Annotated in this window: 19 protein-coding genes; 11 read left to right on the forward strand and 8 right to left on the reverse strand. The window is 32.9% G+C overall.

The genetic code is table 11. The annotated features are described in order from the left end of the window. Positions 1-166: 166 nt before the first annotated feature. Entirely contained in the window at positions 167-1,168 is a 1,002-nt protein-coding gene (locus IEV77_RS03685; protein ID WP_188461945.1) for an NAD(P)H-dependent glycerol-3-phosphate dehydrogenase, read from the reverse strand. 130 nt (positions 1,169-1,298) lie between these two features. Here IEV77_RS03685 and IEV77_RS03690 point away from each other — a divergent pair, with 130 nt between their 5' ends. The 3 genes from IEV77_RS03690 to IEV77_RS03700 all read left to right on the forward strand — a co-directional run bounded on the left by IEV77_RS03690 (position 1,299) and on the right by IEV77_RS03700 (position 3,592). Continuing rightward, a complete protein-coding gene (locus IEV77_RS03690) occupies positions 1,299-2,240 on the forward strand; it encodes a nicotinic acid mononucleotide adenyltransferase (RefSeq protein ID WP_188461947.1) in 942 nt (313 codons plus the stop codon). 149 nt (positions 2,241-2,389) lie between these two features. Next, positions 2,390-2,887 carry a peptidoglycan-binding protein LysM gene (lysM, locus tag IEV77_RS03695; RefSeq protein ID WP_188461949.1) on the forward strand — a complete coding sequence of 166 codons (498 nt, stop codon included), beginning with the start codon at positions 2,390-2,392 and terminating at the stop codon, positions 2,885-2,887. Between the two features lie 210 nt (positions 2,888-3,097). Further along, a complete protein-coding gene (locus tag IEV77_RS03700) occupies positions 3,098-3,592 on the forward strand; it encodes a DUF6646 family protein (protein ID WP_188461951.1) in 495 nt (164 codons plus the stop codon). Between the two features lie 86 nt (positions 3,593-3,678). On the opposite strand, the gene IEV77_RS03705 is transcribed toward IEV77_RS03700, so the two are convergent. Beyond that, a complete protein-coding gene (locus tag IEV77_RS03705; protein ID WP_188461953.1) occupies positions 3,679-5,466 on the reverse strand; it encodes a M61 family metallopeptidase in 1,788 nt (595 codons plus the stop codon). 91 nt (positions 5,467-5,557) lie between these two features. Between IEV77_RS03705 and IEV77_RS03710 the strand changes: the two genes are divergently transcribed. From IEV77_RS03710 to IEV77_RS03730, 5 genes are all read left to right on the forward strand, one after another. Then, positions 5,558-5,971: a putative signal transducing protein gene (locus IEV77_RS03710; RefSeq protein WP_188461954.1), complete on the forward strand. Its 414-nt coding sequence runs from the start codon at positions 5,558-5,560 to the stop codon at positions 5,969-5,971. Between the two features lie 235 nt (positions 5,972-6,206). Beyond that, positions 6,207-7,160 (forward strand): alpha/beta fold hydrolase, encoded by a 954-nt coding sequence (locus tag IEV77_RS03715; protein WP_188461956.1) that lies wholly within the window; start codon positions 6,207-6,209, stop codon positions 7,158-7,160. After that, entirely contained in the window at positions 7,160-7,645 is a 486-nt protein-coding gene (locus tag IEV77_RS03720; protein ID WP_188461958.1) for a hypothetical protein, read from the forward strand. Before IEV77_RS03715 ends, IEV77_RS03720 begins: the two co-directional genes overlap by 1 nt. A 215-nt stretch (positions 7,646-7,860) precedes the next feature. Next, positions 7,861-8,433 carry a hypothetical protein gene (locus IEV77_RS03725; protein WP_188461960.1) on the forward strand — a complete coding sequence of 191 codons (573 nt, stop codon included), beginning with the start codon at positions 7,861-7,863 and terminating at the stop codon, positions 8,431-8,433. A 3-nt stretch (positions 8,434-8,436) separates the two neighbouring features. After that, positions 8,437-9,852 (forward strand): flotillin family protein, encoded by a 1,416-nt coding sequence (locus IEV77_RS03730; protein WP_188461962.1) that lies wholly within the window; start codon positions 8,437-8,439, stop codon positions 9,850-9,852. Positions 9,853-9,934: 82 nt separating this feature from the next. On the opposite strand, the gene nadD is transcribed toward IEV77_RS03730, so the two are convergent. Genes nadD through IEV77_RS03745 form a run of 3 tightly spaced genes read right to left on the reverse strand, consistent with a single transcriptional unit; the run spans position 9,935 to position 12,003 of the window. Then, entirely contained in the window at positions 9,935-10,513 is a 579-nt protein-coding gene (gene nadD / locus IEV77_RS03735; protein ID WP_188461965.1) for a nicotinate (nicotinamide) nucleotide adenylyltransferase, read from the reverse strand. Between the two features lie 3 nt (positions 10,514-10,516). After that, a complete protein-coding gene (gene gmk / locus IEV77_RS03740) occupies positions 10,517-11,110 on the reverse strand; it encodes a guanylate kinase (RefSeq protein ID WP_188461967.1) in 594 nt (197 codons plus the stop codon). A 35-nt stretch (positions 11,111-11,145) separates the two neighbouring features. Next, positions 11,146-12,003 (reverse strand): YicC/YloC family endoribonuclease, encoded by an 858-nt coding sequence (locus IEV77_RS03745; RefSeq protein WP_188461969.1) that lies wholly within the window; start codon positions 12,001-12,003, stop codon positions 11,146-11,148. A 116-nt stretch (positions 12,004-12,119) separates the two neighbouring features. On the opposite strand from IEV77_RS03745, the gene IEV77_RS03750 reads away from it, so the two are divergent. Next, positions 12,120-12,599 (forward strand): acyl-CoA thioesterase, encoded by a 480-nt coding sequence (locus tag IEV77_RS03750; RefSeq protein ID WP_188461971.1) that lies wholly within the window; start codon positions 12,120-12,122, stop codon positions 12,597-12,599. 82 nt (positions 12,600-12,681) lie between these two features. On the opposite strand, the gene IEV77_RS03755 is transcribed toward IEV77_RS03750, so the two are convergent. Further along, entirely contained in the window at positions 12,682-13,035 is a 354-nt protein-coding gene (locus IEV77_RS03755; protein ID WP_188461973.1) for an arsenate reductase family protein, read from the reverse strand. Between the two features lie 107 nt (positions 13,036-13,142). On the opposite strand from IEV77_RS03755, the gene IEV77_RS03760 reads away from it, so the two are divergent. After that, positions 13,143-13,598: a DinB family protein gene (locus IEV77_RS03760; protein WP_188461975.1), complete on the forward strand. Its 456-nt coding sequence runs from the start codon at positions 13,143-13,145 to the stop codon at positions 13,596-13,598. Here IEV77_RS03760 and IEV77_RS03765 read toward each other — a convergent pair. Continuing rightward, positions 13,593-14,309 (reverse strand): DUF3298 and DUF4163 domain-containing protein, encoded by a 717-nt coding sequence (locus IEV77_RS03765; protein ID WP_188461977.1) that lies wholly within the window; start codon positions 14,307-14,309, stop codon positions 13,593-13,595. The genes IEV77_RS03760 and IEV77_RS03765 overlap by 6 nt on opposite strands. Before the next feature lie 90 nt (positions 14,310-14,399). Here IEV77_RS03765 and IEV77_RS03770 point away from each other — a divergent pair, with 90 nt between their 5' ends. Then, the gene (locus IEV77_RS03770; protein ID WP_188461979.1) at positions 14,400-15,539 is read left to right on the forward strand and encodes a cystathionine gamma-synthase; all 1,140 of its coding nucleotides are present in this window, start codon (positions 14,400-14,402) and stop codon (positions 15,537-15,539) included. 71 nt (positions 15,540-15,610) lie between these two features. Here IEV77_RS03770 and IEV77_RS03775 read toward each other — a convergent pair whose 3' ends face one another. Continuing rightward, positions 15,611-16,432: a THC0290_0291 family protein gene (locus IEV77_RS03775; RefSeq protein WP_188461981.1), complete on the reverse strand. Its 822-nt coding sequence runs from the start codon at positions 16,430-16,432 to the stop codon at positions 15,611-15,613. Positions 16,433-16,468 lie beyond the last annotated feature (36 nt).

Genomic DNA, 16,468 nt, shown 5'->3' on the forward strand with positions numbered 1-16,468 from the left:
GTTAAGGCGTGATTTTCATAATCTACAAGGAACTAAACAGGATATTAGGTACAATTATTTAACATCTTTTTTTTTAAATAAAACACACAATCACTTGATAGGATTTCTGCTAAATGAGATTCCTACCTGAGTCCACCTAGAGCGAAGTCGAAAAGCAGGAATTCAGCTAATCCAACTTATCTGTCAACTTTTTAAAAGTTATTTTTGGATCTTTTCCTTCATACAAAATAGCATAAACAGCATTTATAATAGGTAAGCGTGTCTTCTTTTTATTCTTTTCGTTTATTAAAAAAGCACTTTTTGTAGCATAATAACCTTCGGCGACCATACTCATTTCCATTTGTGCTGACTTCACGGTATATCCTTTTCCAATCATGTTTCCAAACATGCGGTTCCTAGAAAAAACTGAGTAACCAGTTACTAATAAATCGCCTAAATAAGCCGAATTATTAATGTTGCGTTTCATTTTGTGTGTTTTCTTTATAAAACGTTTCATCTCCCGAATGGCGTTACTCATCAACACACTCTGAAAGTTATCCCCATAACCTAAACCATGTGCAATTCCAGCAGCTATGGCATAAATGTTCTTTAACATCACAGCATATTCGGTTCCTATAACGTCGTCGCTGATTTTTGTTTTTATATAATCACTGGATAGTTTATCGGCAATCTGTTGTGCTTTTTTAGCATCTGCACAAGAAATAGTTAAATAAGACAAACGCTCAAGAGCCACTTCTTCTGCGTGACAAGGTCCAGCAATAACTGCAATATTTTCAAAAGGAATGTTGTAGATATCATGAAAATGCTCGCCAACAAGCAATCCAGATTCCGGAATAATACCTTTTACGGCAGAAACAATGGTTTTTTTAGAAACATCTGTAGTTAGTTTTTCTAATTCAGAATGCATAAAAGCAGACGGAATAACAAAAATCAAAACATCAGCATAAGCCGCCATTTCATTAATGTCGTTGCTTAATTTTAACTGCTCTAATTTAAACTCTACCGAACTTAAATAACTCGGGTTGTGTTGTTCTTTGATTAAGTGTTCTTTGCAGTAAACACTTCGCATATACCATCCAACTTCATCTAAATTTTCGCACAGCATTTTCACTATGGCTGTGGCCCAACTTCCTGAACCAAAAACAGCATATTTTAAAGGCTTATCCATATGTAATCTTAAAATTATAGAAATCAAAAATACATAAAATTTGATTGTTTTCGAGTCATTAAAATGAAAGCCTCTAATTTTTTGGCACGTGTTTTGAATTATTTACCTTGTAACGTTAAATTCAAGGCTTATGAAAACTATAAAACTACTTTTAGGATTTGCTTTAATAGCAACCATGTTTACATCTTGTTATACAGATGAAATTTATGTAGATAATTATAATCCACAGCCTTCTATTTCGTTGAATCAATTATTGAGCTCATACGAATTGTGGTATGTAGATATCAATGAAACTATAGGTTACGGACAAATACCATTTATGCAAATGGCATTTACCCTCTCGTTTAGAAATGGGACTCTTTGGGCCAATAATAATTTAGTAGGCTTTGGAAATCAAGGAAATGGTTTTGGCATTCCAGTTGGAAATTATGACGCTTATGATAACATTTTGGATGTATATCATGTTATAGATGGTTTCGAAACCTTCGATGTCTATCAAATAAACGCCAACACCATCGAGTTATACAATCCGTATACTGATACGTCTTATTTTTTAAAAGGGTATCAACGTGCTAATTTCGATTACGATTTTGTTTTTTACGATAACATTCATTATTTCTTGCAAGAATATGAAGCTTGGGAGAAAACATTTACCAGTCAAACAGGGGCTATAAATGAATTCGATAATGAAAATTATTTACAATTTTTAGCAGGTGGCAATGACTCAGAATTTAGAAGCTCCCAAGATTATAATATTGGGAATCCAGATAATATTTATTGGGATTATACAGGTGTTTACGGAGTTAATAACCTCCCGAATAACATGTATTTAAAAAGATTGATCTTAAATTATGATGGTTTTGGAAACGAGGTTTTTGATTTACGTGTTATAAACGATGCAAGAATACAATTGTTTCATATATCATCAGGAACTACTTATGAGTTTACAGGAAGAGGCTACATTCAATTCATGAAGAATGCTGAAGGCAAACAAATCGAAACGCCAAAAATGCGTAAGTTTAAAAATGAAAGAAAAGAGAATCCTAGAGAAAACTCTAGAGAAGATTTATAAATTAAGTTAGTTAATTGGTAAAGAAACTGCTTGTTGTCTAAAAGCATCAAGCAGTTTTTTATTTAGGTTAATACCAGAATTAATAGGATTTTAGAAAGAATTTATTGAACTTTATATAATTATTAAAAAACATTTAAAAAAAACAGATTATGGGATTATTTTCATTTATTAAAGATGCAGGGGCAAAAGTTTTTGGAATTGGTAAAACAAAAGCAGAAGAGTCGGCAGATAAAGCAGCAGATGCTGCAGAAGCCAAACTAAATGCAGAAAAGGCAGCTGCCAATAATTTAAAGGAAACAGTAGGCGATTTAGACCTTCAAGTTGAAGATTTAAACATTCATATTGTAGACGATAAAGCAACTATTTCTGGAGCAGCTTTCAATCAAGCTACTAAAGAAAAAGTAGTATTAGTGGTTGGTAATTCGAACGGAATTGCAACAGTAGACGACCAAATGACTGTTGAAAATCCAGAACCTGAGGCGCAATTTCACACAGTAGTCAGTGGCGATACTCTAGGGAAAATAGCTAAAAATTATTATGGTAATGCCATGAAATATCCAGAGATTTTTGAAGCCAACAAACCAATGCTTAAGAATCCAGATTTAATTTATCCAGGACAAGTATTACGTATTCCTGCTTTAGATTAAAAACGTATAGCGTATAGTTAAAACGTCAATTTTTTAAATTGGCGTTTTTTTATGCATTCATAACTGGGTTTAAAAGAGAAGAACTTCTAGTATTTTAAAATAAATAGATGCTAAAAATCACAACTACTTTTAAAACATAAGGTTATATTTGCTGCTTTATTCGCTATCTTATTTTTAGTGAAAATTAATAACACATAAATTTTTATGAAGATGAAAAAAGTAATGATGATTGCCTGTCTTTTAACCGCATATTTAGTAAACGGACAAGCTTTTACAGGCAAAGGTGATAAGAAATTTCAAATGGGAGCAAGCTTGCAAAATCATGCTACAGGATTGTTTGTGAGTTTTGATTATGGTTTGGGAGAAAATTTCTCCATTGGAGCAACTACATCTTATGCTTTGGCTGTTCCAAGTGACATAGATGCTAATTTTGAGGATAGATACGATTTAACCGCTCGTTTTAATGCCAATATTGGAAATGTCATTAACATAGACGAGAATTTCGATTTATACCCTGGAATTAACTTTAGTTTAAAGAATTTTGGTGGCCACGTTGGTGCTAGATATTTCTTTACAAAAGGTTTCGGAGTGTTTTCTGAAGCTCTTTTCCCAATTGCCAAATACAATACAGACGACTTAACGTATGCTGAAGAAATTAACAATCAGTTTACTGTAAATGTTGGAGCTGTTTTTAATTTAAATTAAAACAGTAATTTCATTAAAGAACTTATAATTTATAATAAAAACGCCATAGAAATATATTAATTTCTATGGCGTTTTTGTTTAATCGTTTATTTCTTACCCAACCAATTATCTCTCTTGGTTTTTTGTTTTTTATCCAAAGGTTTTAAAGGAGTTTCCAATACTGAAATGTTGTATGAAGTAGCTTCTAACAGCGTAACTTTAGTTGTTTTAGTTTCTCCAAAACGTTCGAATACGACTTCGACTTCATCATTTGCTTTATAAGAATTTAAGAGGTCATTGATATTCATGCTTTCAGTTAATTCTTTACTATCAACCTTTAATATCTTATCTCCTTTTTGAAGCCCTGCGTTATAAACCGAGGAATTTTTTTTAGGGTTTCCAAGCAGTTTACCATATCTAATATTAACACCTAAATCTACCTGCTCACTGTTAGTAGTTAAATCAACACCAACCATTTTAAAAAGGCGTTTGTAATCCGGCATCTCACTTTTATAAATATAGTTGTTAAAGAAATGGTTTCCGAATTCCTTTCCAGCATAGGTATTTAATGTTTCATTTAAATTTTCAATTGTATAAAAGGTTTGAGTTTTTCCATAGGTTTCCCAAACAAGTTTCATATAATCATCTAAGTTTAGCCCTTTCTCTCTTAAAGATAAATCCAAAGCCAAGCCCAACATGCTTCCATAAGAATAATAAGAGATAAATGTATTCTCTCTGTTGGTTTCGTCAACAGATTTCGCAGCATCTACAAAAGGAGCTTGATAGCTCATTTCTATTGGGTTAAAAAAGTCGCGTCCAGGCGAATTCCACACATAATTAAACGTTCCTATTAAACCCGTAATATAATCTTCTTGGGTAATAACCCCTGCACGACACAAGGTTAAATCGTCGTAATAGCTTGTAAAACCTTCTGCAAACCAAAGTTCACCACTCATATTTGCTTCTGTAAAATTAAAAGGCTCTAAACTTTTCGGACGAATACGTTCCACATTCCAACAATGAAAAAACTCATGAGAAACAGTTCCAATATTTTGTTCAATACCTCCATTTGCTAAACTTCTAGTGCTAACCACATAAGTAGAATTTCGGTGTTCCATGCCATCTCCACTAGCATTTGGCATATAGCAAGCTAAAAAAGTGTACTCGCCATAATCGTAAGATGGTAATTCGCCATAAACAGCTTTTTGCTGAAGTACAGTGGCTTTAATATTTTCAAAATAACGGTTTATCTCATCATCTGAAGCCGCCTCATCGTGAATGACTAATTTCACAGTTTGCCCATCTACTTGAAAATCTCGGGTTCTAAAATCAGCAATTTCTGTCGGACTGTCCATGAAATATTGGAAATTTTTAGCATAATAGGTGTTGGCTTCCAGATGCTTTAATTGGGTTGCAATTTTCCAGTCTAAATTCTCAGGAATATTAAAAGTCACCTCAATTTCGTTTTCAGATAATTCTGGGACATACATAAAAGTTGCGGGCATGTTTAAATGTGCATGTGTTTCATCTATTTGTGCGTAAGTTCCATCACCATGATTAGCAAAAAGAGTATAACTAACCTCGATGGTGCCATCATGTCCCGTAACTTCCCAAGAATAAGGATTAGGACGAGTGGTTTTTAATAAATTTCCCTTACTATCGGTTACTTTTACGTTGTAAACATTTTTAGCAAATTCATGTATGGCATAACGGCCAGGAGACGAACGTGCCATCATAAAGGTTACGGAACTGGATTTTAAATCTGTGAAAGTAACTTCAATATTAGCTTCGTGATGTACCGCATTTTTAAATGAAATAACATAGTTTGAAGAGACTTGTGCATTTACAAATATTGAAAAAAGTATAAGCAGAAATGAGAATTGAAATTTTTGCATGAAATTAATTTTAAGGCTCTAAGATACGATGTTTTTTAATGCTTTATTGTTGATGATTATAAAACTCATTGCTTATATTTGAGTTATAAATATGACAGATACCTTTAAAACAGTCGCTAGATTTCAATATTCTTCTGAAGCACAAATTATAAAAGGGCGTTTAGAGGCCGAAGGCATAGAAGTTTTTCTTTCAGATCATTTAACCATCGATACAGATCCCTTAATTAGTAATGCCATTGGAGGTGTTAAACTAAAAGTGCTTGCTCATCAAAGCGAACAAGCTATTGAAATTTTAGATTCCATTAGAAAATATTCTATAGATGATGAAGGAAACTCCATAACCTGTCCCAAGTGTCAAAGTGAAAAAATAGAACTCTTTTCCACTATCAAGGATCTTAAATCTTTAGTTTGGTTTGTTTTTGGAGTCTTGTTTTCCTCCCTTCCATTTTATACCAAACATAAATATCGATGTGAAGTTTGCCAAACAGAATTCGACTTAAAATGAGGTTTAAAAAAAGTGTTTGTAACAAAATAACCTGATTGACTACTAATAAATGTAAGATTGAACATTGTCTTAAAATTTATGGGATATAACTTGATTACTTTAACCCCATGATATTTATAAAATAAGCAACTCCTGGAAATTCGTTTATTTCCTATTGAATGTCCATCGATTTGAAGAGAATGCTGTCGCTGTACTATTATCAGAATAGTTATATTTACCTATTAAAAATAGCCATATGAAATACCTAATAATTCTTTTATGCCTTCCTGTTTTGTGTTTTTCTCAAGTAGATCCAGACATTTTTGGGAAATTTGAATCCAAATTCTACGAGATTGATGGTTATAAAATAAACGTGGAAGTTTTAGGCGAAGGCGATCCTATTTTCTTTTTACCTGGAGGACCAGGAAATTCACACGATTACATGCAAGGGAATTTTGGGCAATATTATAAAACAAATACCGTCGTGTTTTTCGATTTCTTAGGAAGAGGAAAAAGTGATGATGCCAAAGATGTTTCAGAGTACTCCGTAGAAAATGATGTGGAACTTATAGAAAAATTGCGTGAGGTTTTAGGTTATAATAAAATATCTATTGTTGGTCATTCCTATGGAACCGTTCCCGCTCAAGCTTATGCCATAAAATATCCAGACCATGTAGATAAAATGGTTCTGATTAGTGGATTTCATTCTGGTGCTATGTGGCAAGCCAATTGTGATAGTTACAACCATTATGCAAAAACCCATTTTCCTGAAAAATGGAAACAAGTCGATTCGCTTCGTTCCTTAGGGTATGTGTCTGGCCAAGAACCCTTAAAAACGGTTTATGGAAATTTTCCTACTAAATATATTTATTATCATAATACAAGCTTAAAACAAAATGCACCCCAAGAAAAATATAGAGGTTGGGCAGACGATGTCTATGTGGAAATTATAGGGCGTGATGGCGATTTTAATGTGTCTGGAAGTATGATAAATCAAGATTATAGACAAGAATTAAAAGAGGTAAAAGCAAAAACACTTATTGTAGCAGGACGTTATGATGGTGTTTCAACCCCAGAATTTAATGTGCAGTATAAAATCTTTATGCCTCAAGCACAGTTTGAAATGTTTGAACAAAGTGGGCACAATCCGTATTTAGAAGAACCTGAAAAATTTTATGCGCTTTTTGATGCCTTTTTTAAGATAAAATAATGATAAAAAATAATAAGATTAGAAATGTAAAAAAAGTGCCAATAATGAAAGCTCTTTTAGGCTTTACACTAATTTTTTTGGGACTTTTTGGAGCTGTCACAACAAATATTTTTAGTTTAGTGCTTGCTGGAATGGGTATTTTTTTAGCTATGTCTGAAGGTTCTGAAATTGATTTAGAAACAAAAACATATAAAGAATTTTATACCATTTTTGGAATAGATTTAGGGACTTGGAAAAATTTACCAACATTAGAGTACGTTTCTATATTTAGAACCAAAGAAAATAGTCGTGTACAAGGCATGGGAGCTTCAGCCAATTTCTCTAATCCAATTTTTTTGCTGAATGTTTTTTATGACAGAAATAAAAAGATTGAAGCTTATAAAACTGAAGAAATCGATGATGCTTTTAAAATGGCCAAAATAATAGCCAATGCATTACAAATAGATATTTTAGATGCTACCGAGCGAGAATCTAAATGGATATAATTAGTCTTGTCTAGAATGAAACGACTGTTTCATTTGCAAAATTAGGAGTTTATTTCTGGATCTTTATGGAAGAAACATATTTGTAACAGATTAAATATAACATAGTAAATGTGCTTGATTATGGAAGGAATTCCTTGTCAACTCTTCTTGCTAAATAATATGATAGGCCAATAAAAGGTCTTATATTTCGTCTTTAATTTTTAAAACATAGAACTATGACCGAATGGTTTTCAAATTTAGAATTGTTTTCAAAAGTCTATTGGAGCGTCGCTTTAATAGGGTCCTTTGTTTTTGCAATCACAATGGTTTTAACATTTATTGGTGGTGATACTGGCGATTTGGATACCGATGCTGAAATTGATGGAGATACAGGAATGGGTTTTCAATTTATCACTTTCAAGAACCTCGTTAGTTTCTTTACCTTATTTGGCTGGAGTGGTATTGCTTGTATTGATGCTGATTTGTCTAAACCTCTAACCATAATGATTTCGGTGATTTGTGGTTTGATAATGATGACCATTATGGCTGCCATGTTTTACTATATGCGAAAACTAAATGACAGCGGGACACTGGTTTTTAAAAATGCTATAGGCGAAATAGGTGAGGTATATTTAACCATTGGAGCAAATAGATCTAAAATTGGAAAGGCTCATGTAAAAATACAAGGAGCTTTAAGAGAATTGGAAGCCTTAACAGACTCTGAAACAGATTTAAAATCTGGTTCAGTAATAAAAGTAAAAAGTATAACCCCAAATGGAATTTTAATTGTTGAACAACTAACCAAATAATATATGATATCATTAACTACCCAAAACGCTTTTAGTTTAGGCCTACCCATGGCAATTATTGCGGCCATTTTATTTATTTTCTTATTTCTTATTGTTTTAGTAAGACGCTACAAACGCTGTCCTTCAGATAGAATTCTAGTGGTTTATGGAAAAGTAGGTGGAGGTCAATCTGCAAAATGTATCCATGGTGGAGCGGCTTTTATTGTTCCAGTTATTCAGGATTATCAGTTTCTAGATTTAACGCCTATTTCAATAGAGGTTAATTTAGTAAACGCCCTTTCCAAACAAAATATTCGTGTAAACGTTCCTTCAAGATTTACCATTGGTGTTTCTACAGAACCTGGAATTATGCAAAATGCGGCTGAACGTTTATTAGGTTTAGGTCAAAATGAAATTCAAGATTTAGCTCAAGAAATTATTTTTGGTCAACTGCGTTTAGTAGTAGCCTCTATGGATATTGAAGAAATTAATAACGACCGTGATAAATTTTTAACCAACATTTCTGAAAGTGTTGAAACGGAACTTAAAAAAGTAGGTCTAAAACTTATCAACGTAAACATTACAGATATTGTTGATGAGTCTGGATATATTGAAGCTCTTGGTAAGGAAGCTGCGGCGCATGCCATAAATGCAGCTCGTAAATCGGTTGCCGAGAAAAATAGAGATGGTTCTATTGGAGAAGCAAATGCCGTTCAAGATGAAAGATCTCAAGTTGCTGCAGCAAATGCTCAAGCAGTTGAAGGAGAAAATACCGCGAAAATTGCAGTTGCAAATTCCGATTCTTTACGTCGTCAAAGAGAAGCTGAAGCAGAACGTGTAGCAATAGCATCAGAAAAAGTGCAAACAGCAAAAGCTTTAGAAGAATCTTATGCGGCCGAGCAGATAGCAGAAGTTGCCAGAGCAGAACGTGAGCGTTCTTCTCAAGTAGCAGATATTATTGTTCCTGCTGAAATTGATAAGAGAAAGGTTGAAATAGATGCCGAAGCGCGAGCAGAAAACATTAGAAGGATTGCTAAAGGGGAAGCCGATGCGATTTTATTTAAAGCTCAGGCCGAAGCACAAGGTTTGTATGAAGTATTAACCAAACAAGCCGCTGGTTTAGATCAAATTGTTAAAGCCGCAGGAAACAATTCTAAAGATGCCGTACTCTTATTAATTGCTGATAAATTACCTGAATTGGTTAAAATGCAATCTGAAGCTATTAAAAATATTAAAATTGATAAAGTGACCGTTTGGGAAAATGGAGGAGGAGAAAATGGAAAGTCATCAACAGCAAACTTCCTTTCTGGAATGTATAAATCAGTACCGCCATTACAAGAAATGTTTAATATGGCAGGAATGGAATTACCAGAGTATTTAAAAGGGAAAGATTTAGAAGTTAAATCGGACTCAGACACGAAGGATATTGGTAACTCTTAAGTTGCAAAATAAATTAAAATTCCACCGCAAAGGTGGAATTTTCTTTTTTATCAAATATACTTCGATTCCAATATGTGAATTCTTACTTGTAAAAATTCATCTCACTCAAATACTCCCAAACATGTTCAGGAAGCATGGGTTTAACATTTTTACCAGCCTTAATAGATTTTCTTATAAATGTTGAAGAAAGCTCGATAATAGGAGCTTTAACATGATGGATTTTTGTGTGTCCATCAAATTGTGTTTCTACTTGCCCTTCAGATAAACGCGGATAAGTAAATATCTCATGATTTTCTATAATAAGCTCGTTGTTTTTCCACTTATGAAAACTTTTTAAATTGTCTTCTCCCATAATTAAACTAAACTCGTAATCCGGAAATTTCTCTTCCAAATGGACTAAGGTATTTATAGTATAATTAGGCTGAGGTAGGTTGAATTCTATGTCACTCGCACTTAATTTATCATAATCTTTGGTGGCTCGATACACCATCTCTAAGCGTTGGTAATTATCAAGCAAGGTACTTTTCTTTTTAAACGGATTATGCGGCGTAACTACAAACCAAACTTTGTCCAAATCACTATGTTCTACTAAATGATTGGCAATAATTAAGTGTCCAACATGTATGGGATTAAAAGATCCGAAAAACAGCCCTATTTTCATTCCTTAAAAAGTGTTTTTTACAAAATCACCAACAATAGTTTCAGCTTCATGAAGTGCTTTTTCTAAATCATCATTTTCAATAATAACATCGAATAAAGGAGCTGTTGCTAATTCTGCCGATGCTTTAGCTATTCGCATATTAATTTTATCCGCACTTTCAGTTTCGCGTTTTTTCAATCTAATTTTTAGCTCGTCAATACTTGGTGGTTTTACAAAAACAGCAAGGGTTTCGTCGGGGAATTTTCGTTTAATACGTAAACCTCCAGAGACATCGATATCGAAGATAACATGTTTTCCTTGGGCCCAAATACGTTCCACTTCAGTTTTTAAAGTCCCATAAAAATTATCACGATAAACTTCTTCCCACTCTAGGAATTCTTCATTTTTTATTTTGCTCTTGAACTCTGAGGCAGATAAAAAATAATAATCCTTAGCATGAACTTCATCACCTCGTTTTTCTCTGGATGTAGCAGAAATGGAAAATTCTAAATTTAAATTTTCTTGTTTTAAAAGGTGTCTTACTATGGTTGTTTTACCTGATCCTGATGGAGCTGAAAAAACAATAAGTTTACCTTTAATCGGATTGCTGTTTGTCACGAATATATTTTTAATTTATTTTTTACTAACCCTAGTTAAAGGACATTTAAAAGTTGTTCCTTGATTTTTTCAAGCTCATCTTTCATCTGTACCACTAGTTTTTGCATAGGAGCATAATTACTTTTAGAACCAATGGTATTAATTTCTCTTCCCATTTCCTGTCCAATAAAAGCTAGCTTTTTCCCGTTAGAATCGTCTGAATTTAAAGCAGAATTAAAATAATCTAAATGATTCTTTAAGCGTACTTTTTCTTCGGTGATATCGAATTTTTCAATATAGAAAACCAGTTCTTGCTCAAACCTGTTTTCATCTACCTTCTCTTTTAAGTCATCTACTCCTTTTCTTAAGCGCTCACGAACACCTTCAATACGCTCAGGATCCATAGTTATAATCTGTTCCAGTAAGCTTTCAATATTCTCTAATCGAACTTTAAAATCGGCTTCAAGGGCTTTTCCTTCATCTAGTCTATAGATGGCAATATTTTTTAAAGCAACTTTTATTTCTTGTAAAATGGTAACCCATTCATCTTCATCAATATCGTCTCTTTCTGTACTTAAAGCATCAGGAAAGCGAACGGCCATTTTTAAAAGCTCCGTTTCGTCTCCATCAACTATGTCTTTAAGTTGTTTTATGTATTGTTTAATAACGGTTTTGTTTACTTGAGTCGTTGTTTCTTCCCCAGTAATTTCAACATAAATAGAAAAATCTATTTTTCCACGCTCCAACTCACTTGCAATAAGTTTCCTTAATGACAGCTCTTTTTCTCTGTAAATAGAAGGCATTCTAGCATTCAAATCCAGGTTTTTGCTGTTAAGGGATTTTACTTCAATCGTAATCTTTTTAGTTGGCAATTGTAACACAGATTTGCCGTAACCTGTCATGGAGTGTATCATATCTTTTTTATAAAGTTGTACAAAGGTAGGGAAAACTAAGGGCTTAGAAAATAGTATTTTTATTATGCGCGCATAATAAAAATATGTAGTTTTGTTTTCTTAAAAGAAGAAACAACATGTACACAAAACAATTTGAAATTAGATGGAGTGATGTAGACGCCAACAGACATCTAGCAAATAGTGCTTATACCAATTTTATGAGTCATACTAGAATGGCATTTTTAATTGAAAATGGCTTTGGTATGAAAACCTTAGCACAATACAATATTGGTCCGGTAGTTTTTTATGAGCATATGTATTATTTTAAAGAAGCTTTTATGGGACAACCAATAACAGTTAGCTTGGAAGTTTCTGGTTTAAGTGAAGATGGTATGTTTTTTAAATTCGACCATAATTTCTATAACCACAAAGGTGAAAATATTGCACATTGTGAAATGCTTGGAGCATGGATGGATTTAGCAACTAGAAAATTAACACCCTTACATGAAACTTTATTAGCACTTGAAGAAACATTTCCTAAAACCAAAGAATATAAAACATTAACTAAAGAAGACACCAGGTCTTCAGGAAAAACCCCAGTGCATTTAAAACTATAGTTTTTTCGAAATAAAATAGCTTTAAAATGCTAGACAATGTAAGGAAGTCTCGCTATACCATACTCTATTCTGATTTCTAGTTTTATCCATGAATAGCCTGCTTAGTTAATGCGGTGGTTTTTTTAGAGTTTCCAATAAAAATCTGATCATTGAAAATAAGTACTGGACGACTTAAAAAAGTATAATGTTCTAAAATGTATTGTTTGTAATCTGCTTCTTTTAAAGCCTGGTTTTTTAAATCCATTTCTTTATAAAGCTTCGCGCGTTTACTAAATAGGGCTTCGTAAGATCCAGCAAGTGCTTTCATTTCTTCAAGCTGTTTAACCGTAATTTCTTCGTTTTTAATATCTTGTAAAACAAAGTCAGAGGGCAAATCCAATTCCTTTAAAATTCGTAAACAGGTACTGCAAGTTTTTAAATAATAAACCTTTTTCATCTTGAGTTCACAGAAGTGAGTAATTTTTTAATTAAAACTTATTTTATACTAACAAAGAACGTCCATTTTAAATGAAAAATAATTACTTTTAAATAAAATTTAGAATCATGGATTGGGCTTTCGATATTACTATAAAGAATAGAACTTTATTAAAATCATTTCTAGAATCTTCTTCTTTAGAGGCTCTTAATAAAGTGCCAAAAGGATTCAATAACAATGTTATATGGAATGTGGCACATACTATTGTAACACAGCAATTATTGGTTTATAAACTCTCTGGGTTGCCAATGCTTTTGTCTGATGAGATGGTAGATATGTACAAAAAAGGCACAAAACCTGAACGAGACGTAAGTTATGCCGAAGTCGATTTAATTAAAGGCCTGTTGTTTTCAACCATTGAAAAAACAAAAGAAGATTATAATAGTAAGATTTTTGAAACTTACAATGAATATACGGTTACTACAAAAAGCACATTAACCAACGTGGATGAAGCCATCGATTTCAATAACTTTCATGAAGGCATTCATTTGGGGTATATTTTAGCTTTAAAGAAATCTTTATAAAAAATTTAAAGACGTTTGTAAATCTTCCCAAGGAATATGAATTTCAGTAATTCCTGAAGAATAAGGAGCCACTTCATAGGTGTTGTAAAGTAATATAATACCTTCTTCATCAAAGCCTATATTTTCAGGTAATTTAAAATTGTCTGGTTCAAAATACAAATCTTTTTTATCAGCAATTTCTTCGTTGAAATAAGTTTTGGCTAGTTCGGTAAAGGCCAAATAATCTTCAAATAAATCTTCATTCTTTAAGAGTTTTCCCGTTTGCGAATTGAAATTTAAAAATGAAATAATTAAATTTCCATGAGCTCCTCCAGTGTTTAAATAGCTTGTCATAGAAATCGAAATAACGTCTGCCGATTGATACATAACGTCTCCATCAATTTGTGCTTCCCATGGAACAACACTATCTGGAAAATTAGTTTTGAAAAACGCGTATTCGTTATTAAAAAGATCGATGCTTTCTTCAACCGTTTTTGGTTCAATTCCATTAGTATCATTAACATTTAAGGATGATATAACTAATTGACTAATAGAATGGTTGATAGCCTTAGAAACAGATTCATTTCCAATGGCTTCAGGAATATTCAATTCAACTAAATTATTGGAATTTGTGGTTTTGGTAACCTCTTTAAATTCTATCGGCTTTTCTTCTTTACAAGTTTGTGAAACTAAAGAAATGATAATGGCATAAACAAAAATTTTAAAGCGCATAACACAAATGAATTAAGATGATGTTAAAGGTAATTATTGCATTTGAATAGAACGAATGAAACCGTAACTTTATGAAAATATTTTAATCAAATGAAATTTAATACGAAAACAATTCATGGAGGTCAAGAACGGGACCCAGCATATGGCTCAGTCATGCCTCCAATATATCAAACCACAACTTACGCACAAACAACTCCTGGAGGGCATAAAGGCTACGAATATTCAAGATCTCACAATCCAACTAGAACGGCACTAGAGAATGCTTTTGCAAGTTTAGAAAATGGGAATTTTGGATTAGCCTTTGGTTCTGGTTTAGCTGCCATAGATGCCGTATTAAAATTATTGAAACCTGGTGATGAGGTAATTTCAACCAGCGATTTGTATGGCGGATCTTATAGGTTATTCACGTCTATTTATGCAAAGTTTGGTATTAAATTTCATTTTGTAAGCATGCAAAATTCTGAAAATATGGAAACGTATATTAATGAAAACACCAAGCTTATTTGGGTTGAAACACCAACCAACCCTATGATGAATATTATAGACATTAAAGCGTGTTCAAGCATAGCGAAAAAACACAACTTGCTTTTAGCGGTCGATAATACCTTTGCTACGCCATATCTTCAACAACCGTTGGATTTAGGAGCAGATATTGTTATGCATTCGGCTACTAAATATCTTGGAGGACATAGCGATGTAGTTATGGGAGGCTTAATTGTAAAAGATAAGGACTTGGCAGATAAATTATACTTTATTCAAAATGCCAGTGGTGCTATATGTGGCCCTCAAGATAGTTTTTTAGTTTTAAGAGGTATAAAAACGCTTCATGTTAGAATGCAACGTCATTGTGAAAATGGAAAAGCAGTTGCAGTATATTTAACTAGTCATCCCAAAATTGAAAACGTCTATTGGCCTGGTTTCGAAAATCATCCTAACCATCAGGTAGCAAAAGCTCAAATGACCGATTTTGGAGGAATGATTTCCTTTACAACTAAAGGCAATAACTTTAAAGAAGCTATTAAAATTGTTGAGAAATTAAAGGTCTTTACTTTGGCTGAATCTTTGGGAGGCGTGGAGTCTTTAGCGGGACATCCAGCAAGTATGACTCATGCAAGTATTCCTAAAGAAGAACGTGAGAAAACGGGAGTTTTAGATTCTTTAATAAGGTTGAGTGTAGGGATAGAGGATATTGACGACTTAATTGCAGATTTAAAACAGGCTATTGGTTAATTGGAAAACCTTAAAAATAAGAAGACCAAATACAACTAAGCATTTGGTCTTCTATATGTTTATAAATTTGTTTAGTTGTTATCTAAATAATGAATATATCCTACGTTGAACCATACAAGCCAATCATTGGTTTTATTAGATGGTAAATTATGATTTAATCCATCAACGAAATCATCAAAAAAGTATTCAAATTTCATATCAAAAACTAAGTCAGATAACTTAGTCAGTTTGTATCTGGTTCCAATACTACCAATTAAGGTAAAGGTGGAACTATTTCCATCAAACAGAAAACTATCCTCATTAAAATTCGGGTTTGTAGCATTTACCCAAGGCTGATAAAAATTATCTGAATCATTGATATTGCCATTTCCATAGCCTGTTTCCACAGTTGTAGTATAAAAAGTATATTGAATTCCTAAACCAATGTATGGTGCTAATGGAAAATCCATTGCTTCAAATGCTCTAATACTCAACGGATAATACTCCAGTTGCGAGCCTATATTAAAATTTTGTGAACTCCCTGAATGTTGTCGTAAACGCTCAGCGTTTTCGCCTGTTCTTGACGGATCCACCCATTTCCCGAAGTTATTAAGATTGGTTTTATTGTAAGAAAGTTCATTTCGAACCTTAAAGTGCTGATTAAAAAAGTTTGGAAACCACCCGTAACTATAGGTTCTTAAATAAGTGAAATTCATATAGTGTAGAATTCCAATACCAAACCCAGTATTTCCCATGTTTGTTTCAGAGTCTTTACGTTCACCAAAATCTGAATGAAAGGCAACAGGGCCAACCACAGCACCTATTTCATTAGTAAAGTTGAATTGGCTAAAACCTTTATTCATGCCTATTATAAAACACAAAATAAGTGATAAGTATTTGAAGTTAAGAATCATAGTTAGCTTGATTGATAGGTCTTTTGTATTTAGCAA

It is taken from the genome of Xanthomarina arctica, assembly GCF_014638915.1.
GTDB classification, from domain to species: domain Bacteria; phylum Bacteroidota; class Bacteroidia; order Flavobacteriales; family Flavobacteriaceae; genus Xanthomarina; species Xanthomarina arctica.